The following is a 19,491-nucleotide window of genomic DNA, read 5'->3' on the forward strand; positions in this document are numbered from 1 at the left end:
GCTACTAGATAAATTGCGATATTTGCAAGTTGTACTCGGTCGCTATGGCTCAATCAGTCATTGGAGCTATGATTTACTGCCAGAAACTCTTGTTGCCTAGAATATGAAGTTTTGTGTTTAGATTCAACACTTCTGATCCAAACTAAATTGGTTACCAATGCAGGCGGCTAATCGCAGCGCCCGTTGCACAGAAACATCCAATTGTTGGATCTCATGAACCATCAAACTAATCACATTTTCGGTGATCTCAATAGGCGGCAAATTTTGAAAACTCCATTCCCATTGCCCCGTTCCCGATTCAAACCAAATGACCCCTTCAACATAGAGGTATTTAAACAACTGCGTTAGGAAAAATGGATTTCCCTGGGTTTTTTGCACCAACAATTGGGCAATGGGTTCCACGGTTGCCAACGGTCGGTGCAAGGTGTCTCCCACCAAAGTCAACACATGATCCAGCGTCAGGGGCTTGAGGGTAATGGTTTGCAGTTTGGCTCCCTCCGCTTCGATCGCCCCGAGCATCCGTAACAGGGGATGCATAGAGTCCACTTCATTATCGCGATAGGCTCCCAACATCAACAGGTATTGCCCATCAGGATCAGTCATTAACTGTTCAATGAGTTGCAAAGAAGCCGCATCAGCCCATTGCAAATCGTCTAGGAAAATGACCAGCGGTTGATCGACCTGGCAGAACACATGAATGAAGGTGCGAAAAACCAAGTTGAAGCGATTTTGGGCTTCGGAAGGGGGCAACTCCGGTACTGGAGCCTGGCGACCAATGATCGATTCCAATTCGGGAATCACATCGGTAATGATGGATCCGTTGCTGCCTAAAGCTGCGGTCAATTTTGCGCGCCAAACGGCAATTTGCTCATCCGTTTCAGTCAGTAATTGCCGCGCCAGTTCACGAAATGCTTGAATGGGTGAAGCGTAGGGAATATTGCGTTGAAATTGGTCAAACTTGCCACTGATGAAGTACCCACGCTGGCGGGCGATCGGCTTATGCACCTCATTCACCAAAGCCGATTTGCCGATGCCGGAATAACCCGCCACCAGCACCATTTCCGTATTTCCCGCGCTGACGCGATCGAACACATCCAAAAGCTGTTGCACTTCCATTTCCCGCCCATAGAGCTTTTGGGGAATGCTGAACGTGCCACATTGATCGCGCTCCGCCAGAGGAAACGGGGCGATCGAACCAGACCGCTGCCACTGGCTCAGGCATTCCTCCAAATCCCGCTGAATACCATAGGCGCTTTGGTAGCGTTCTTCTGCCGTTTTGGCCATCAGCTTCAAAATCACTGCTGACACTTGAGGCGGAATTTGGGCATTGAGGTAGTGAGGCGGAACGGGTGACTTTGCAATATGGCAATGTACCAATTCCATGGGATCGCTGGATTGGAAAGGAAGCTGGCCCGTTAATAACTCATAGAGCGTGACACCCAAAGAATAAAAATCGGTTCGATAGTCCACCGTGCGGTTCATGCGTCCCGTTTGCTCTGGCGACACATAGAGCAACGTTCCCTCTAAAAGATTGGGACTACTGAGGATCGGGTGTTCCTTGGAAAGGCGAGAGGCGATCGAAAAGTCTGTTAGCTTTAATTGCCGAACCTTAGGTTCAAAGATTAGATTATGTGGCTTAATATCCTTGTGAATAATCTGGCAATTATGCAGCCGTCCTAAAATTGCTGCCAACTGGCAACCAATCCATAGAATATCATCCAGTGAAAGCGACTGATTTTGGAGACAAGAGATCAAGTCACACCCTCCAAAATCCTCAAGCACTAAAAAGGGTTTGCCCTGGATTTCATCAAGTCCATAGGTTTCCACAACCCCTTCTAGATTTAAATCTCTGAGCACTTCATATTCATGTTGAAGCTTAGCCAAATCAGCCCGATTGGGATAATCAGAAGCCACCGTTTTTAAGATGACTGGCTTTTGCTCTGGTTGTTTCACCGCCCGATAGACAATTGTCCGCTCGGTTGTTGAAAGAACTTCCGAAATTTGATACTGAGCAAACACGTCCATAACAATTTAGTGGCAGCGTAACTTACAAACAGAAACAGAATCAGGGCAGAAATAAAATCGGAATATGATTAATCTTGAAGGCTGTAAGTCAACCCTGAACCTAGATTCACATGAATTTGTAATTATTGCTTGATTTTGCTAAATTGTCATGCTTTTACTAAATTTTCGCTCTTATTCCCAAAATCAATTGATCTTGGTTCACCAACTAAAGACCTGCCCACTGAAGCGATTGGCTGTGTCGAATTTAGATTGGTAATCAATGTTCAAATTAGATGTTATGACATCGATCACGATTAGACATTAGTAAAGTAATATTAACATCAAATCGTGATCGACGACGACTCCATCGCAGGCAAACGCTAGCTAAACCAACGATTTATTAATTGCCATAGGGCAATAAAGGGAAAGAATAGCCGCAAATACCAGGGCGAAACTTTTCCATTCCAAGGCAGTCCCCGCTTGTAGCGTAAGTAGTCTGACCAACGGCGAACTGCAAACACAATTGGCTCCTTTAATTCCCAAATTTTGCAATAGGGAGCCTTGACTTGATAAGCGTCAATGATGGCGTTCACGGCCCGGCGCGCTGCTTCATTGGCTCCTTCCATGGTTGCCAAGTCCGTATTGGTGCGCACATAGTCTGAGGCCAAGAAAAAGTTGGGAATCTTGGTATGGGCTTCCGGACGCAGCACCCAGGTATTCACCAAATTAACCAACAAGGGTTCGCCGTTGACGTTGGCGTTAGGGTCACCAATACGGCTCTTATAGAGCAGCCTTTCTCGTCCCAATCGCTCATGGAAGCGTTCGAATGGATGTGAGAACTCCAGGTGCAGTTTCTCGTTAGGCACTGGCAGCGGAATCGGCCCCACAAATCCCTTCGCCACTAGCGCATTCACCGCCAACCGGGCTTGGCTTTGATCCACATTGAGATATTCAGCAATCTCCTCCAAGTTAACTTCGCGGTTCTGGTGATGAATCCACAAAAATAGATCCTTGAAGAAGTCAGGTAATGCACCATTCAGGACTTCATCGAGTTTTTCAGGATCGGTTGCTAAGTCACAGCAGTTGTGAACGATATCGGGATCCAAAAACCAGCTATGAAGATCCTCATCTTTCAGGAGTGGTTTCCCCTTTTCCTTCAAGGAGCGCTTCATTTGCTCCCACACTTCTTCCTTAATCTCCTCGGGGTTGCAAATTTGGGCTGGTTTGGGAATTTTCAGCCCCAACGTACCGTTAATTGCGCCCACTTCATCGGTGTTTGGGTTGATGAAGTAACCCCAGTTGGAGGGGATGGCGGAGATGATGCCCCGAACTTGCCCATCGCCAAATTGTTCAACGGGAAACTCTGGCCAAAACTTGGTTTGGGAAATGGACGTTAAGGCCCAAGGGGAATCCACATACAGCACGTGACCATGGGTGACGGGCACATCTCGGTTGAGATAGTACTGAATGCCGTTCATCCAGGCGGTGCTGGTTCCCAGGCGCTTGAGGTTGGCGAAGGTGGGGTCGCCTTGGATCAGGTCATCGGAGATCAGTCCAGCGATAATTTCTGCGGGCAAGGCAGCAATGTAAACATCACCCGTGACAAAGCGATCGACCTTGGTTTCTAGGTCAGTGACGATCGCCCCCGAAATTTTGGTGTTGCCTTGGGCATCCCGTTCCGTTTGGATGGAACGCAGGCGGCTGGAAAAATGATAGTCCACACCCCGGGCCTTGAGGTATTTTAGCCAGGGATCAATCCAAACGTCGTTGGTCGGGCCATTCAAGACGCGATCGGCGCTGCTGTTGCTGGGATCTACAATGCCCAACAAAAGCTGCAAGAAGATATCGCCCATGGTCTTGGTGCTGGCCAATTCAGCCCGGGAAGCCACCAGCGAAGTGGTTAGGCCGCGGGCCAGTAAATTTTGATAGGCGATCGACTTGTTTTGGGCATCCAAATAATCCCACCAACCAATTTTTTCGTATTCTCCCAGGCGGCGTTCTGGGCAGGAGGTTAGGAGTTGGAAAACTCGCTCCGCAAAGAACTCCAATTCACCCGGTAAGAGGTCAGCGGTTGCCCCTTGCAGCAAAGCCTGAAAAATGAGGATCAGGTCTCCTAGGCTCTGGGGAAAGCGATCGGGCAGGATAATGAGGTTTTTGTGGTCTTCATATTGGGCCAATGCTAGCCGAGTTGTGTCTACCAAATTGTCAAAAACCCTGCGCACTTTTCCCCCCTGAGGAGGCTGGTAAGGAATGCGCTTCATGGTATCGGTCACATGCCGATAAAAGCTGGGAAAGAAGCGAAACCCATGCTCACCCGGCAGGGGCTGTTTGCCTGGAGCGGCGCTGTCTGGCACTTTGATGCTGCGCGCCTTTCCACCCGCAATACTTTTGAGTTCATACACTTCAACGGCAAAGCCCCGCTCAACTAACTCGTGGGCGGCGCTCATTCCAGCAATACCACCACCGAGAATGACAACTTTCACCATGCTAAAGCTTCCTTAAGATGCCTAAGAGCCAACAAGTTTGCTTGGTTTGATTTGGATTCCCCTGTTTAGGATTGTTCCCAATCCGATACATAATCATGCCAAACTTCACTTGGGCTACGATCCCGAATGTTTCCCATCTATGAACTGTTGTCCATTAAATCTATAGTGCTTTCTCTTTCCGGAGATCGCAAGAGAGGATAAGGGGTAATTAATGAAAAAATAGTCGATGATTCAAGACAGTTCGCTTCAAGCTGAAGTGGTCTGAAACGGTCATTCAAATCCTTTTTCATTAAATGTGAATTTAAAAGGTGATTGAATTTAACTGGATTTTTACCTTGGATTATTAAATAGGCAATTTCTGTAAATTTACGGATCTTTTTGTATTGAGAACTACAAAAAATACGAGTTAACGTTGGATCATTGATCTGTTGTTCGATCGCCCTACCCGATCGAACAACAGTGAAAAAAGGCCCCTGAACTCGTAAAGCAGCAAAAATCGGTGAAATTGGGCGATCAATTCCCAAGACCGCCATTGGGCAACCAGTCCCGAGCGGAAAGCAAGGTGAACAGTCACATTTCACCCGCCAGCACTTCACCGATCCCTTGGCCCTCGGTCAGCCGCTTGAGGCGCAAAAGCCTTCATTAACGGCAGTTTGAAGACTTGACCTGGGATCTTGCGCACTGAAATCTTCATTGACCTGAGGGCCAGCCTTTCAACCCTTGAGTTACTTGAGTACCAATGGGGTTGTGGCATGATGGGTAGGCCCAATTTTGGTCATGGGTTGCGCCAAAGCTGCGTTCCAGGCTGGCAGTGCCCAAAGCCTGATGCGGCCCCAGGAAGGGCTGTGCCTCGCCTGCGATTCGAGTAGTCTGGTTTTGTCCTCCCCATGACCTTGGCCGTCATCAGGAATCGCCGCATGGTTAGCCCGCCCACTGCCCCGAACGACAATCCCGACTTTAATCCCGACTTTGGCTCCACCTTCGCCCCGGAAGGGCCCGATCGCCCCAATCGGCGATCGCTTCTGTGGCGGCGAATGGGGGCTTGGGCGGTGGAAGTGTCGCTGATTGCGGCCAGCGGCGGCTTGCCCTTTGCGATCGGGCAGGCGGCACGCACGGCCTTGGAGGGGCCGCCCGTTCCTCTGAATCCGGCGCTGGCCAGCGTTGAGGACGCGGCTGCTAAAACCTTTGCCATCCCGCCACACTTGCGCCCCACGGCCGTAGCTCCGATGACAAATCTCTTTTGGTCTGGGGCGTTGGTGTTGCCGATGGCGCTGGGCGGCTTACAACTTTTTTTGCTGGCCACTACGGGCAAAACTTCGCCGAAGGCCTGGTTTGGCCTGCAATTAACAGATGAGCAGGGACGCGCTCCCGGTTTGGGGCGGGTGTTGTTGCGGGAAGGGGTGGGCCGTTGGGGGCTGCCGCTGGGAACGGCCTATGGCGTGTGGCGGGCCAGTGGAGCCTATCCGGATTTATCGATTTTGCTGGGTTTGGCGGTGGTGGGGCTGGCGGTGGAGTCAGGAGCAGCGCTGTTGGATCCTCAGCGGCGGCCCTGGCGCGATCGCCTGGCCAAGACACGGGTTGTGGATTTACGAGACCCGGAAGGCTGGGTGGAACCGGGGATGGCGGCCATGGAGCCGGGGCCGATCGAACCGGCCACCATGGGCCGATCGATCCTGGTCAATGGTCGATCGGGCAGTGGTTCGCTCACGGAGCGATCGGCAGCGCGGCTGACGCTGAATCATCCCAACGGCCCGGAAACCACAAATTTGATTCTTTCCCCGATCGGGGCCCGGGGGCTGTGGGCTTGGGTGCGCCAAAACCCCGGCACGGCAATTGTGGTGGTGGGATCGCTCGGTCTGGTGCTGGTGTTGGGAACCTTTGCGGCTACGCAAATCTATGTCCAAGATCAGGCCGATCGACGGGCGGCCCAAGCCCAAAAGCAGGAACTGCTACTGGATTTGGTGGCTAAATATAGCCAAAATGCCCCTGACCAACGGCGGGGTTCCGTGCTGGCCCTGGGGGCCGTGCAGGATCCAAACCCGGAAATTGTGCTGTTGCTGAATTTGTTGGGTCAAGAGGAATCTCCACAACTCATCGAAGCCCTGCAACAGTCGATCACCAGCGCCGGGCCTGCCGCCTTGCCCTACTTGCAACGGTTAAACCAAACCCTCAAGACCGATGCGGATAGTTTGGCGGCGGGGCCCAACACCGGAGAGGCAACCCGGGCCGCCCTGCGGTTGCGAGCCACCCAACGGGCGATCGCCAAATTGCTGCGGTTGCGATCGGGTGCTGACGGGTCGATCGACCTCAGCCGCGTGGATTTAGGCCAGTCCAATTCGCCCAATGCTCAATTTTCCCTGGTGCTCGATCGGGCTGATCTTTCGGGGCTAAAACTCCGCAGTGCCGTGCTCACCGGGGCCAATCTACGCGGCTCCGTTTTTCGATCGGCCGGGCCCGACGGCCGCTGGAACACCTTTGACGATGCCCTCACCGACCTCTCCGGAGCCGATCTACGGGGAGCCGACCTGACCAGCGCATCCTTAATTACTGGTCAACTGGAGCGCACCAGCCTGGTTGGGGCCGCCCTGAATGGAACCAATCTCACCAGTGCGCGCCTGATTGGAGCCAACCTCAGCCAAGCCAAACTGCTGGGGGCCAACCTGGAAGCGGCCAACTTGGATGGAGCCAGCCTCACGGGGGCCGATCTCGGGGATGCCAAGCTGAACCAAGCCAGTCTGCATGGAGCCAAACTGGGTCAAGCCCGGGCCGTGGGAGCCAGCTTGGCCCAAGCCGATCTCACCGAAGCCAGTTGGCGCGGGGGCGATCTGTCCACCGCTGATTTAAACCGGGCTAACTTGCGGAATGCCGACCTGAGCGCCACCCGTCTGATTGGAGCCAATTTACAGGGGGCACAACTGCAAAGCGCCCAATTACAAGGCACCGATTTTTCCCAGGCCGATTTACGCGGGGCCCTGTTTGAGGGAGCGAACCTGAAAGGCGCGATCTTTGCCCCAACCAACGCAGCCCCGGCCGGCGGGTTTGTGGGGCGCACTGACAGCGAAAAACCCTCCGCCCTGGTAAAGGGGGCGGACTTCAGCCAAGCCAAAAATCTGGATCCTCGCCAGTTAGCCTATCTCTGCACCCAAGGGGCCATCCACCCCCAATGTCCCCAATAGATTGGCAACCATCGTTCTAGGGGTTGAGGGCGTGGGTTTGCCAACCGTCGGGGGTGCGATCGAACCCGGTGCGATTTTGCGGCTCCCCCTTCAGCTCCAACCAATCCACCCGCTCAGGGATGAGCCACAACAGCACAAAGGTCTCCAGCGGCGCGATCGGATTCGGCGGCGGCGGCGCAAAGGCGGCAGGGTCAACCGTGCGATCGCCCCGAGGATTGGGCCAAGCAAATTGCAATCGGGCCGCATCCGAAAGGTTTTGCCACAGGCGCGATCGCTCGGCCTGTTCCGTGGGGTCGGGCGTGGTGGCCAGCACCGCCCGCAAGGTTCCGGCAATCCGAAATTGCTCGCGCGTTTTGGGAAAGTACCAACAGGCTTCCGCGCGGGGATTCGTAGCCAATTGCGGCATCTTTTCGCTGCGGCTGTCCGTGATCACCGTGAGCCAATCCGTGCGATCGCGAAATCCCCGAAAGACCACCGTTCGGTTCGCGGGACTGCCATCAGGGCGCACCGTGGCCAACTGCAAATAGCGGGCATAGATCAGCGATCGGTTGCGGTGCAAGGCTCGCGACAAGGGCGATCGCCAAGGGGCCAAATCAGGGGATGGGGGCGTTGGGGAGTTTGAGGGTTGGGAGTTTGAGATTTCGGGATTTGAGATTGGGGAATCTGAAGCTGGGATCATAGCCGTTGCAACGAGAGGATAGGGGCGATCGGGCGGAATCCTGGGGCGATCGATTGCGATCCCCCTAAGCCACCCCAAGACAGCAGCACCGATCCCATCACCCGCGATCGATCTAACTCATTGCCCACCGCCGAAACCGTCGTTCCCTTAGTGGCGTTATAGATCGCATAGCGACCATTATTCAGAATGCGATTCTCGCCGGGGCTGAAGGCCGTGCCCAAATCCGGCTGCGCGCGATCGATCATCACCAACCCATCGTTACTGTTGCCTTCAATTTGGTTACGGCGCAGCAGCGGTTGGGCCTGATTAGAAATCACCACCCCATCTCGGTTTTGGGTAATTTGATTATCTTGAATCACCGGGCTGGCATTGCCCCCGATCGCCAGGCCAAACCCCGTTGCCTGAAACCGGTTTTCGCGCACAATTCCCCCCGCATCACGGGTGATGGACAGGCCATTGCCGCCGTTGTTTTGGAACCAATTTCGCAGAATTTGCGGTTGGGCCCGCCCCGTCACGAAAATGCCGTCGCGATGGTTGTTCAAAAGGCGGTTGTTGGCAATCACGGGCGTGGCTCCGTCGCTTTCCACCCAAATGCCCGTACCGCGTGGCACAGGATTGCTGACCGTGACCCCCAACACCGACCCGCTCCCCGTCAGGGCGATCGCCACGGCCTGTTGAGAAAAACTGCGACTGCTGAAGCCGCCGGCCCCTTGAATGACCACCGCTTGGCCCTGGCCGTCCAGATCGCCGCTGAGGGTCACCCCATCGGGCACACGCAGGGGAAACTGCTCGCCTAATTCCGCACTGTAGCGGCCCGGAGACAGACGAATGGTGACCCCATTGCTGTATTGACTGGCATGGTCAAGGGCGCTGGTGATGGTGCGGAAGCTGCCGCGGCCCGATCGAGCGGCCGCATCATTACCTTGGGGATCCACCGTTAACACCACGCCGGAACGGGCAGGCGGCTGAAACGGCCCGCCTAATGTCCCAATCGCCCCGACCAACAGCCCCAGCCCGATCGCCCGAACAGCCCGACCCGACCAGCAACGGGAAAAATGGCGCAGTGGCAGACCCATGAGATCACGCTCTGATCAAAACTAGGCTGCATTTTAAGCTGAATTGCGGGGCGATCGAGCCGGTCAGCCCAGCGGATGCGGTAGGATGGCAACACCAACTTTGTTGCAATTCCGTTACAAAATCTCGCCTCGATCGCTCGATTTAACGGCCCTTCCAACCCTGCCCTGCAAACCATGATTTACAGCAATCCCCACAGCACGCAATTCGTTCTGGTTACCCTGTTCTTTGCCCTGGCCTTTGGGCAAATTTTTAAGAACATGCTGGAATTTCAGGTGAACCGCTGGTATGAAAACCGCCGCACCCAGCCCACCGTGGAATATAAAAAGCCCCAAATGCGCATCGCCTACTTGGGTTTGGCGGTGTTCACCTTTTTGTGCATGGGCGAAAGCTTGAAGGTTTTGGGATTTTTCACCCTGTTGGCCTATGGGGTGAGCCTGTTGGTGGTGGTTCCCACGGCGATTTTCATTTGGCTGCAAATGGGATCGATGTTTAGCCTGATGGTGAAGGGAGGTTCCGCCGCGATCGACATTGAATCGAATTATGGTCTGTCGGCAGAACAGATCAAGATGAAGAATCAGTAGCTTGAATTTAGGCCGCCCGATCGATTCGATCGCCCGATCAATTGCGGCCAAAATTCTGCGGGTCTTGATTTCAATCCCCCCATCGATCAAGATTTGCTTTAACAAGATTTGCTCTAATCAGATTCCCGCGCACCGCATCAAAGAGCGCAAGCTCCATCAAAAAAGTACAAACAAAAAGCACAAAAGCACAAAACAAACCGATGAGTAAAAAGTGGACTTGGTACATCAAAGCCCAAGCGGGTGTCTTGCTGTTTCCCTTGGGTCTTTGTTTATTTGGGGAAGCGGTAACGCGCCGCATTAACGGCGATTCTTGGTTTTGGTGGGGCACGATCGCCCTAGCGGTGATTAATGCCGGTGTGGGGTTGATGATTGAAAGCGGCCTGATTGGCGGCTTTCCCCGCGACCAAAAACCCAATGAATAAATGAATAATTGGGGTCAAATCAATCAAAATGATCTGTGATCCCGCGATTGGATGATCCAGACATTTGCCCCTTAAACCAACCATTGACCGATCGAGGCGATCGCCCAGTCAACGCGATCGCCCATGGAAATTGACCCGCTCGATCGCCCCGTTCGATCAATCGGCTAGCGGGTTGATCGAACAGGTTGATCAATGGCCTATGGCACTATTGCACCCAGCCGATCGCCCCAGACAGGTCAGCCCCACGGGTCACGACCCCGTCTAAGGCAGCTCCGGTGAAATTGGTGTTGCGGGTCACGATGCTTCGCAAGTCCGCCTGAACCAGATAGGCACGATCAAATCGGGCATCGGTGAGCACAGCCCCTTGCATCACGGCCCCGCCCATCTTGGCCTGTTGCAGATTCGTGCCAATCAGGCGTGCTTGCCGAAACACCGCCAAGCTGAGACCCGCCCGCTGAAGATTTGCCTTGCTGAGGTCAGCTTGGGTGAAGTCAGCTCCCGTGGCGATCGCGCTGCGGAGGTTCGTTTCCAAAAACCGCGCCCCCACCGCTTTCACACTGCTGAGGTTGGCTTCCTCCAAGTTGGTTTGCCGCAGGCCCGCCCCCAACAACAGAGCATTGGCGAAGTTGGCTTGAAACCCGTCCGCGCCGCCCAGCTTGGCTTGGGAGAGATTGGCCCCTTCAAAATTCGCCATCACCAGGTTTGCCCCCAGCAGGGTGGCTCCCGTCAGGCTCGATCGCACCAATTTGCTCGATCGCAACTGAGCATCGGACAAATCCGCCCCATCCAACTGGGCAAACCGCAGATCGGCCCCCTGCAAGTTCGCTTCCTTCAGGCGACTGGCCACCAACAGGCTCTGCACCAAACTGGCGCGGGTCAGGGTGGCCCCTCGAAAGTTCGCTTCCCGCAGGCGGGCCTTGTCCAACACCGCTTCCGTGAGGTTAGCCCGCTGGAACTTGGCCCCACGCATCCGCGCATCGGTCAGGGTGGCCCCGCTCAAATCCGCATCCCGAAACTGGGCTTCTTGGCCGGCAATGCCATCGAGCCGGGCCCCGCGCAGGTTAGCCCCGTTCAAAACCGCTGCCGTCAGTGTGGCCCGCTGTAAGTCAACGCCCCGCAAGTCCAAGCCGCTCAGATCAACCCCAGACAGGTCGCACTCAACGCAGGTACGGGTGGTTTGCAACCGTTGCAGGGGGGTGAGCTGGTTGCTGGGGGCCGCCGCCAAGGGCTGGGCCCCCAAGCCCAAACCTAGCCCGATCGCCCCAAAAATCAGGCCCGATCGCCCGAGGCTATTTGCCGCCGTAGTAAAACGCAATTTCCTTCTCCTTGAGCGGGGTCAGGTCAGCATCCAGCAACATTTGATTTAATTCCGCTTGGGCAAAGTGCTTAGCCCCAATCCGCACAATTCGCGATCGCATGGTGTTGGTCACGCCGCTGCGTTGGCGCTGGGCTTCAATGGCCATCACCTTGCGATAGAGTTCCAGACGCGCGGCCGGGATCGGCGTTCCGTCAAAGTCAATCCCCTGCTCGATCGCCACATCGATCGCGTCTGCTCCGGTCGTTTGCGCCATGGTTTGACTAAATCCTTTTGGTTGAATCTTGGGGAATGAAAATGCCGTGGCCGATAAATGCGATCGCCACCGCCATCACAGAGTGCAATCGCAGAGGGCCATCGCAAAATGCCATCGCAAAGGGCAATTGCAAAAAACGCAATAGCAATAGGATGACATCAACCGCGATCGAACCGCTCACCCTCCTTGGGCGAAATTGCATCGGGTCTAGCTGCTGGCAACCTCGGCCACCAACCGCTCCCAAGCGGCCACCGGATCCGCCGCCGCCGTCACCGGTCGGCCCACCACCAAATAACTGGCTCCGGCCGCGAAGGCCTCGGCAGGCGTGAGGGTGCGTTGTTGATCACCGGATGCGGCCCAAGCCGGCCGCACCCCAGGGCAAACCAACAGAAAATCCGCACCACAGTGCGATCTCAAGGTCGTTGCCTCCTGGGGAGAGCAAACGGCCCCCGCCAAGCCAGCCGTTTTCGCCAACTGCGCCAAATGGGCGGTGTAGTCAGCCACGCTCGCAGACACCTGCAAATCGGCCGCCAAGCGATCGGGGCCAATGCTGGTGAGCAGGGTGACAGCAATCAGTTGGGGCGGCGTAACGCCCGCTTCGGTGGCCCCTGCGATCGCCGCCGCTTGGGCTGCTTCCAAGGCCGTCAACCCCGCAGCCCCATGCACCGTCAACAAATCCACGCCATAACGCCCCACGGCCCGGGCCGCCCCAGCCATGGTGTTGGGAATGTCATGGAGCTTCAGATCCAGGAAAATCCGCTTTTGTCGCTGCTTCAGTTCCTGCACGATCGCAGGGCCCGCGCTGATGAACAGCTCCAAACCCACTTTCCAGAACGACACCTCCGGCAAGCGATCGACCCAAGCGATCGCCGCCTCATAGGTAGACACATCCAGCGCCACAATTACTCGATCGCCACTCACGGTTTTGTCCTCGATCGGCCCCATGGGCCCAAAAAGCAAAAACAGGATAACGCTTTGACTGCGCATCCTGTTGCTGCGGCCCTGGGGCCAGATTTCAAACGAGAGCGAAAAAACCAACGCCTGAGCGCCAGCCCGCAAGCTGAGTCAGAAATCAGCACTCATGTGAGTGATTCGCCAGTGGCCGAACGCCCCAAGTCATGAATCTTCAGGTGATCAGTCTTGGGATTTTGAATGGGGGTTCGGCTGCCAAACTTTTGCTAGATGACCGAGAAGCACTATGGCTTAGTCGTCGTAGAGACGGCATTCAGCCGCATCTGGGTTGTCATCGCAATACTTTTCAAAGGAATTCTTTTCAGGATGCCCTTCTTTTTGGTGCGATGCTTCGGCTTGCAGTTCTTCCAGTGCATCCCAAGCAGCCGCACATTCAGGCGAATGAACTCCATTCACACTGCACGCTTCGCGGGCAGCCTGCCGTTCTTCTTCGATTTGTTCGTGGATGTTGGTGTTGTCAGACACTTGACGATGGCCCTCCCAATAAAAGCCGAGTCCGTCCGAATAGTTTGGCAAAAATCTTCGCGATCGCGCCGCGAGTTTGCCAGAAAGTTTCGATCGGCTCTGGTGTCGTTGTTGGAACGACTCGATCGAGTCTTGGCGAAATGCCAAGGGTTAGGTTTGTTGCAACAGGGGCCCATCAGCCAGCACAACCGAGCATTAAGCCTGCACAGCAAATGCAGCGCAGATTCGGTGGCCAAGCCTCAAGGGTGTAGAGGACGAGTCTGGAACCGGGTAAGGTTCTCAGTCCCAAGGCCCACTCCCAATTCCATTGCTACTTGAGCCAAGCTAGGACGATCGCCTCATGCAGTGTTTTGCTGCGTTGGTGTATCGCTAGGGTGTTTGCCAAGCAGGTTGCTGACCTGCTTCTACTGTACCCTGACCTGCCCTGACAATCTAGCGAAGAATTGTGGGAAAACCGTACTGCACAGCCCTGGAAACGACGGCTAGCCTTGCCTTGCAGCCCTTGGGAGTGATTACTCACCCTTGGTCTTTTGCAATGAGTCGCAATCAACCGAAATGCTATAGATTACGGGGATCACACCAAACTGGTCTAATCTGCCCAATTTGTCTAAGTTATTCATATTTAACTGGCCTGATTTGTTTATATTTAACTGGCCTGATTTGGTTAACTGGCCTGATTTGGCTGAGTCCCGTCTGAGCTGGCCTCGGGCGATCGGGACAAGGCATGGCGTTTTAAGGCCTCTAGGGGCACAATTCGCAGGGCCGCCTCATGGGTTGCTTGCAAGTCCACAGGCGGAGCCGCCCCGGCCGCCACGGCCTCTAGCCACCGACTGGCGCATAAACACCACCGATCGCCTGGTTTCAGTCCCGGAAAATCAGCCCAAGGCAGCGGAGTGCTCAGATCATTGCCGCGCGATCGGGTGAATTCCAAAAATGCCGCCGTCACCTGGGCACAAACCGTATGGGATCCCCGATCGAGCGGCCCCGTTTCGCAACAGCCCGTGCGATAGAACCCCGTGATCGGATTTTGGCCACAAAGCGCCAGCGGCCCACCCAAGACGTTTTTTGGCCCCTGGTCAGCGCCCTTTGATGGGTCAATGCCTTTTGATGGATCATATGGATCCGTTCGATCGCCAGCGGTGAAGGATTGCTGGTTTGGTTCTGGCCCTGGTTTCGGTTCCTGCTCGGGTTTGCGTCCGGTATTTTCGGTATTCATGCCAGGATTAATTGCAGGATTTGCGCCCATACTCCACATTCGGGTTAAAGAAACAAGCCACGCCCGGCATACCGTTCCTCCGCCCAGGGTTCACCGCGCTTGTGATAACCATTGCGTTCCCAAAATCCCAGGGCTTCGTGATCTAAAAATTCCAAGCCCTTCAGCCACTTGCCGCTTTTCCAAGCATACAAATGGGGAACTACCAACCGCAGCGGCCCGCCATGATCCGGGGGTAAAGGCTCGCCAAACAACGTGTGCGCAAAGAAGTTTTCCTCGCGCAGGAAGTCCTCGATCGCCAAGTTGGTGGTGTAGTCCCCATAGCAGTGCTGCATCACATGCACAGTTTTCGGATCTAGATCGATCGCCCGCATAAAGTCCGTCACCTTCACGCCGCGCCACTGCACATCCAGCTTTGACCAGCGGGTAACGCAGTGAAAATCTGCCGTGAAGTCCGACTGGGGCATGGCCATCAGGTCATCCCAACGGAGCGTGACCGGCTGGACACAACCCCAAACCTCCAGTTCCCAATCCTCTAGGCGAATTTCCGGTGTATCACCATAGGTCAGCACCGGAAACCCCGTCGCTAGGTATTGACCCGGTGGCACGCGATCACCCTGATTGGGTTCTGGTTTTTGGAAAAATTTGCCTAGCATAGTCACAGCACCGGGTAGAGACTGATTAGTAAAACAATTGCTTTAGCTTGCTGGCTCTAATTTTCTGGCTTCAATGAGCGGAATTTAGCTTGCTGGCTCTAGTTTTCTGGCTTTAATGTTTTGCCTGAGTGGTCTTGTTTTAGTGTTCTTGTGTTGATTTTAAAGCGCTCTCTTGGGACTTCCAATTTTAGTCTGGCTCGATGTTGACTAGGTTAATCCTGAGCAGCCCTGAACAGGTAAAAATTTAGCCATTCAGGATCACGAGCCAATAAGCCAATCATTTCAATAGAAGAATTTTAATAACTAAGTAAATAATGAATCAAGAATGAATCAAGTAATCATATGAATAGTTGGTTTAGAAACCCGATTGCCCCAAACTTGGGTCACGGGGCTAGGCAAATATAGACAGACGATCGAGGGCGGTGGTGGCGCACTTGCAGAGAGCGACATCAACCGCCGCAAGATGACTTATTCTTCGGTTTCGTCTTCGGTTTCTTTGGTGGGGAAGACAAAATTCGATCGACCGGTCAGGATCGACTTGCCCAGGGACAGGGCTTGCTGAGCACGCAAATTGGCTTTGCGCTTCCAAGTGGCACGGCGTTGATCGCGCTTGCCGTTGGAGGTTTTCTTCTTAGGGACTGCCATACGATCAGGTGTCGTGTCGCGACAAACAGACAACCTTTCGATTCTAGACTAGTCGGGTCGTGATCGCTAGACGGTCAATGGGGTTTCTCCCTAGGCAGCCACCCTGGATAATTCAAGCAGCGCCGTGCAAACCAAGTTGATACGCGATCGCCCTGGGTGATCGATTCGCCAGCGATCGATCCGGCCGGCTCAGCGTTCTGCCGCCATCCACCGCCCCTAACCACCGTCCGATGACTTTTCAAACCCTAAAACCATTTCAAACCTTTTTTGAGCATTGTGTTGGCGACTGGAGTGCCGAACGCACCTACCATTACTTACGCAGCCAAACCGTGGAGCGATCGCACACGGAATTTCAAATTCGCCCGATTTCACTCGAGCAAAAGCAACAAGTCCTACAGGACAATGAACGACCCGATCGGGCCGATCTCGACCAGATTCCGGGCTATCACCTCGACTTCCAAACGACTTCCGAGCATGGGGAACGGGTGGCCCAGAGCTTGAATTTTTTGTTCGTCCCCAACGCTGAAACGGGCTCAATCCTGGAGGGCGACTACCTGCGCGATCGCGCCTACGAGGAAGCTAAACCAATGGTGGCCCAATTTCACTTCACCATCGCCACTCGGGAATTGATCATGACAACCCACTATCAACGGGTGGTGTCGGTGGATTCAATTACCCTGGTGAATCCTGCCCTTCGCCTGCGGCGAATTTTGAACTACCATCGCCCCGCCACAGAGAATGCACCGTTGGATCAAATTGCGCTGGCGGGGTTTGGTGTTGAACAGAAGATCAATTAGCCTAGAACCGTTGCGCCGGGTTCAACGGCTGGCAAGCAATCTGGACGAGACTGGGGCCGTGAGGGGCGATCGAAACAACAATGGCGAATTTTCGAGTGTGGCTCGTTTTGGTGGTTGGTTTCTTTCTGGCGGCGGAACTGTGGCAGTTGCTCCGAGCAGTGACGTTGCCCACTCCTCTACTGTGGGTGGGGGGCTTGGTTCTGGCCACCGCTTCCAATTGGCATCATCGGGCGGGCTGGCCCTTCAAGTGGTTAGATCAGTGGGCAGCGTTTTCCCGTTCCCAGTCCCAAGGGCCCGTTGCTCAACCGTTTCACGCGCCGGGTTCAGAGGTGCGATCGCCCGATCGTCGTTGAAATAATCACTGAGATTCACCGCTGAGATTGCCACTGAAACCACCCTTGAGAGAAGAGGGCCCCTGTTGGCCTCAGACGAAATTGGGAAAATTTAGCCAGTTACCCTGACCCGTTGTTTCTGGATTGTGGCCGATCGAGCATCAGTATCCCAAGCGCTTGGTGCAACTCTCCGGTGGCCAACGGAATCGCCAGGGCAACGCAAGCCGCCTGTAGCCCCGCATTCTGGGCTTCCAAGTCAAAAGTCTGGGCATCGATCGGCCCCGATCGCGCCGGCCATTGACCCGTTTCCCAACCCTGTTGGCAATCGGCAGCACAGGTGGAATAGTGCGATCGACAAGTGGCCGGCCGCACCGGATAGATTCCGCAAGTGCCATCGGATTCCAAAAAAGCACAGGGAATTTTATGACCCAGCCGATCGCCCGGGTTAATCAACTCAAGCTGCCCTAAGGTTTGCGCCAACCGCTCCAGGATCAGCCGCCGCTGAGCCATCGGCAGCTCGGCAATCCAATCGGCAATCACCTGGGCTTCGATCCCCGCGATCGGCACGTTCAGATAGCAGCACCAATCACAACCCCGATCGCAGGCCACAAGACAATCGGCCCGCTCCAGGCGCTCTGCAATCGCCCGATCGCCCGCAGCCCACAGTTCCCGTTGCAAGCGCAACAAACCAGGCAAGCCCGCCACCGACCACCGTTCGATCGCAGTCTGTTCCGTCTCTTGGGCTAATTGTTGTGCCCGTTGCCAGCGTTCTCGGGCGGCCCTGGGGTCAAGCTCTGCCATGTTTTTTCGCCTCGCCTGCAAACACACAGAGACCCCCGACTAGCGAGGGTCTCTGTTAAGGGCGATCGGGTCATCCCGCAGGACAAACCCGATCAAATTGCCAATCGCTCGATCGATTAGTCGAGGTCGGGCATCGCCAGCGCGGGTTCGCTCTCGCGGTTGATCCCCTTCTCGAAGCCCGCTTCAGCCGCGCGAGCGCGACCAGCGTGCCACAGGTGACCCACCAGGAAGAAGAACGCCAACACAAAGTGCGACGTAGCCAACCAAGCGCGGGGCGACACATAGTTAAACGAGTTAATTTCGGTCGCCACACCGCCCACCGAGTTCAACGAACCCAGAGGAGCGTGCGTCATGTACTCAGCCGCGCGGCGAGCTTGCCAGGGCTGAATGTCATTCTTGATCTTGTTCAGATCCAAACCGTTGGGGCCGCGCAGGGGTTCCAGCCAAGGGCCTTGGAAGTCCCAGAAACGCATCGTTTCACCACCAAAGATGATTTCACCCGAGGGCGAACGCATCAGATATTTACCCAGACCCGTGGGGCCTTGAGCCGAACCCACGTTCGCACCCAAGCGTTGGTCACGGATCAAGAAGGTCAGCGCTTGAGCCTGCGATGCTTCAGGGCCGGTGGGGCCAAAGAACTCGCTCGGATAAGCGGTGTTGTTGTACCACACCATCGTCGAGGCAATGAAGCCCATCAACGACAGAGCGCCCAAGCTGTAAGACAGGTAAGCTTCACCAGACCAGATGAACGCACGACGCGCCCAAGCAAAAGGCTTGGTCAGGATGTGCCAGATACCACCGGCAATGCAGGTCAGACCCACCCAAATGTGGCCGCCGATGATGTCTTCCATGTTGTTCACGGAGACAATCCAGCCTTCGCCGCCAAAGGGAGCCTTGGTCAGGTAGCCAAAGATCCGAGCCGGGTTCAGCGTCGGGTTCGTGATCACGCGCACGTCACCGCCACCGGGAGCCCAGGTGTCGTAAACGCCGCCAAAGAACATGGCCTTGAACACCAGCAGCAACGCACCGCAACCCAGCAGGATCAGGTGATAGCCGATGATGTTGGTCATTTGGTTCTTGTCCTTCCAGTCGTAACCGAAGAAGGACGAGTACTCTTCGAGGGTTTCAGGGCCGCGGATGGCGTGGTAAATCCCACCCAAACCGAGCACCGCCGACGAAATCAAGTGCAGCACGCCCGTCACGAAGTAGGGGAAGGTATCCACCACTTCGCCACCGGGACCCACACCCAAGCCCAACGTGGCCAGGTGAGGCAGCAGGATGAAGCCCTGCTCATACATGGGCTTTTCGGGGATGAAGTGCGACAGTTCAAACAACGTCATCGCACCGGCCCAGAACACAATCAAGCCAGCGTGGGCCACGTGAGCACCCAGCAGCTTTCCGGACAGGTTAATCAGACGGGCGTTACCCGACCACCAGGCAAACCCGGTGGAATCTTGGTCACGGCCGCCCACGACCATTGCAGTATTAAAGGGCGTTTCCACGGGGCAGGACCTCTTCGGGGAAGATGAAGTTTTCGTGGGGTTGGTCTTGCGGAGCCATCCAAGCGCGGATGCCTTCGTTCAACAGGATGTTCTTCGTGTAGAACGTCTCGAA

General features: G+C 55.1%; 19 protein-coding genes and 1 pseudogene. 5 read left to right on the top strand and 15 right to left on the bottom strand.

Features of this window, described 5'->3' with window-relative positions; all coding sequences use genetic code 11:
- Positions 1 to 123 precede the first annotated feature (123 nt).
- From H6G53_RS18220 to H6G53_RS18230, 3 genes are all read right to left on the bottom strand, one after another.
- Positions 124 to 2,025 (bottom strand): AAA family ATPase, encoded by a 1,902-nt coding sequence (locus H6G53_RS18220; protein ID WP_190535492.1) that lies wholly within the window; start codon positions 2,023 to 2,025, stop codon positions 124 to 126.
- Between the two features lie 359 nt (positions 2,026 to 2,384).
- Positions 2,385 to 4,490 carry an FAD-dependent oxidoreductase gene (locus H6G53_RS18225; RefSeq protein ID WP_190535495.1) on the bottom strand — a complete coding sequence of 702 codons (2,106 nt, stop codon included), beginning with the start codon at positions 4,488 to 4,490 and terminating at the stop codon, positions 2,385 to 2,387.
- Positions 4,491 to 4,627: 137 nt separating this feature from the next.
- Positions 4,628 to 5,023 (bottom strand): hypothetical protein, encoded by a 396-nt coding sequence (locus tag H6G53_RS18230; protein ID WP_190535498.1) that lies wholly within the window; start codon positions 5,021 to 5,023, stop codon positions 4,628 to 4,630.
- Positions 5,024 to 5,407: 384 nt separating this feature from the next.
- Here H6G53_RS18230 and H6G53_RS18235 point away from each other — a divergent pair, with 384 nt between their 5' ends.
- Positions 5,408 to 7,666: a pentapeptide repeat-containing protein gene (locus H6G53_RS18235; protein ID WP_190535501.1), complete on the top strand. Its 2,259-nt coding sequence runs from the start codon at positions 5,408 to 5,410 to the stop codon at positions 7,664 to 7,666.
- Positions 7,667 to 7,682: 16 nt separating this feature from the next.
- Here H6G53_RS18235 and H6G53_RS18240 read toward each other — a convergent pair whose 3' ends face one another.
- Both H6G53_RS18240 and H6G53_RS18245 read right to left on the bottom strand, forming a co-directional pair.
- Positions 7,683 to 8,258, bottom strand: coding sequence for an Npun_F5749 family FMN-dependent PPOX-type flavoprotein (locus H6G53_RS18240; RefSeq protein WP_242037346.1), 576 nt, complete (start codon positions 8,256 to 8,258; stop codon positions 7,683 to 7,685).
- Between the two features lie 83 nt (positions 8,259 to 8,341).
- Complete coding sequence (locus H6G53_RS18245) at positions 8,342 to 9,421, bottom strand: DUF1565 domain-containing protein (protein WP_190535508.1); 1,080 nt, start codon at positions 9,419 to 9,421, stop codon at positions 8,342 to 8,344.
- 174 nt (positions 9,422 to 9,595) lie between these two features.
- On the opposite strand from H6G53_RS18245, the gene H6G53_RS18250 reads away from it, so the two are divergent.
- Together H6G53_RS18250 and H6G53_RS18255 are read left to right on the top strand one after the other, a co-directional pair.
- Positions 9,596 to 10,003, top strand: coding sequence for a hypothetical protein (locus H6G53_RS18250; RefSeq protein WP_099532608.1), 408 nt, complete (start codon positions 9,596 to 9,598; stop codon positions 10,001 to 10,003).
- Between the two features lie 200 nt (positions 10,004 to 10,203).
- Positions 10,204 to 10,425 carry a hypothetical protein gene (locus tag H6G53_RS18255; RefSeq protein WP_099532610.1) on the top strand — a complete coding sequence of 74 codons (222 nt, stop codon included), beginning with the start codon at positions 10,204 to 10,206 and terminating at the stop codon, positions 10,423 to 10,425.
- A gap of 205 nt (positions 10,426 to 10,630) precedes the next feature.
- Here the strand turns inward: H6G53_RS18255 and H6G53_RS18260 are convergent, their stop codons facing one another.
- The 7 genes from H6G53_RS18260 to rpmF form a co-directional block, all read right to left on the bottom strand.
- Positions 10,631 to 11,740 (bottom strand): pentapeptide repeat-containing protein, encoded by a 1,110-nt coding sequence (locus tag H6G53_RS18260; RefSeq protein WP_190535511.1) that lies wholly within the window; start codon positions 11,738 to 11,740, stop codon positions 10,631 to 10,633.
- Positions 11,715 to 11,996, bottom strand: coding sequence for a DUF4090 family protein (locus tag H6G53_RS18265; protein WP_099532613.1), 282 nt, complete (start codon positions 11,994 to 11,996; stop codon positions 11,715 to 11,717). Before H6G53_RS18265 ends, H6G53_RS18260 begins: the two co-directional genes overlap by 26 nt.
- Before the next feature lie 207 nt (positions 11,997 to 12,203).
- Positions 12,204 to 12,941: an orotidine-5'-phosphate decarboxylase gene (gene pyrF / locus H6G53_RS18270; protein WP_190535522.1), complete on the bottom strand. Its 738-nt coding sequence runs from the start codon at positions 12,939 to 12,941 to the stop codon at positions 12,204 to 12,206.
- A 258-nt stretch (positions 12,942 to 13,199) separates the two neighbouring features.
- A complete protein-coding gene (locus H6G53_RS18275; protein ID WP_190355833.1) occupies positions 13,200 to 13,433 on the bottom strand; it encodes a Calvin cycle protein CP12 in 234 nt (77 codons plus the stop codon).
- Positions 13,434 to 14,097: 664 nt separating this feature from the next.
- The gene (locus H6G53_RS18280) at positions 14,098 to 14,532 is read right to left on the bottom strand and encodes a DUF2237 family protein (protein WP_234406703.1); all 435 of its coding nucleotides are present in this window, start codon (positions 14,530 to 14,532) and stop codon (positions 14,098 to 14,100) included.
- Between the two features lie 161 nt (positions 14,533 to 14,693).
- Positions 14,694 to 15,302: a sulfite oxidase-like oxidoreductase gene (locus H6G53_RS18285; RefSeq protein WP_190355794.1), complete on the bottom strand. Its 609-nt coding sequence runs from the start codon at positions 15,300 to 15,302 to the stop codon at positions 14,694 to 14,696.
- A gap of 468 nt (positions 15,303 to 15,770) precedes the next feature.
- On the bottom strand, positions 15,771 to 15,947 hold the full coding sequence (gene rpmF, locus H6G53_RS18290) for a 50S ribosomal protein L32 (protein ID WP_099532616.1): 177 nt from the start codon (positions 15,945 to 15,947) through the stop codon (positions 15,771 to 15,773).
- 230 nt (positions 15,948 to 16,177) lie between these two features.
- On the opposite strand from rpmF, the gene H6G53_RS18295 reads away from it, so the two are divergent.
- Positions 16,178 to 16,744: a phycobiliprotein lyase gene (locus H6G53_RS18295; protein ID WP_190535517.1), complete on the top strand. Its 567-nt coding sequence runs from the start codon at positions 16,178 to 16,180 to the stop codon at positions 16,742 to 16,744.
- Positions 16,745 to 16,824: 80 nt separating this feature from the next.
- Positions 16,825 to 17,097, top strand: coding sequence for a hypothetical protein (locus H6G53_RS18300; RefSeq protein WP_099532618.1), 273 nt, complete (start codon positions 16,825 to 16,827; stop codon positions 17,095 to 17,097).
- Between the two features lie 99 nt (positions 17,098 to 17,196).
- Here H6G53_RS18300 and H6G53_RS18305 read toward each other — a convergent pair whose 3' ends face one another.
- From H6G53_RS18305 to H6G53_RS18315, 3 genes and pseudogenes are all read right to left on the bottom strand, one after another.
- On the bottom strand, positions 17,197 to 17,877 hold the full coding sequence (locus tag H6G53_RS18305) for a YkgJ family cysteine cluster protein (protein ID WP_190535519.1): 681 nt from the start codon (positions 17,875 to 17,877) through the stop codon (positions 17,197 to 17,199).
- A gap of 116 nt (positions 17,878 to 17,993) precedes the next feature.
- Positions 17,994 to 19,355: a photosystem II reaction center protein CP43 gene (psbC, locus tag H6G53_RS18310; RefSeq protein ID WP_099532620.1), complete on the bottom strand. Its 1,362-nt coding sequence runs from the start codon at positions 19,353 to 19,355 to the stop codon at positions 17,994 to 17,996.
- Between the two features lie 7 nt (positions 19,356 to 19,362).
- A pseudogene (locus H6G53_RS18315) lies at positions 19,363 to 19,491 on the bottom strand (photosystem II protein D2); the annotation flags it as partial.

The organism is Limnothrix sp. FACHB-406, from assembly GCF_014698235.1.
Classification (GTDB): Bacteria; Cyanobacteriota; Cyanobacteriia; order CACIAM-69d; family CACIAM-69d; genus CACIAM-69d.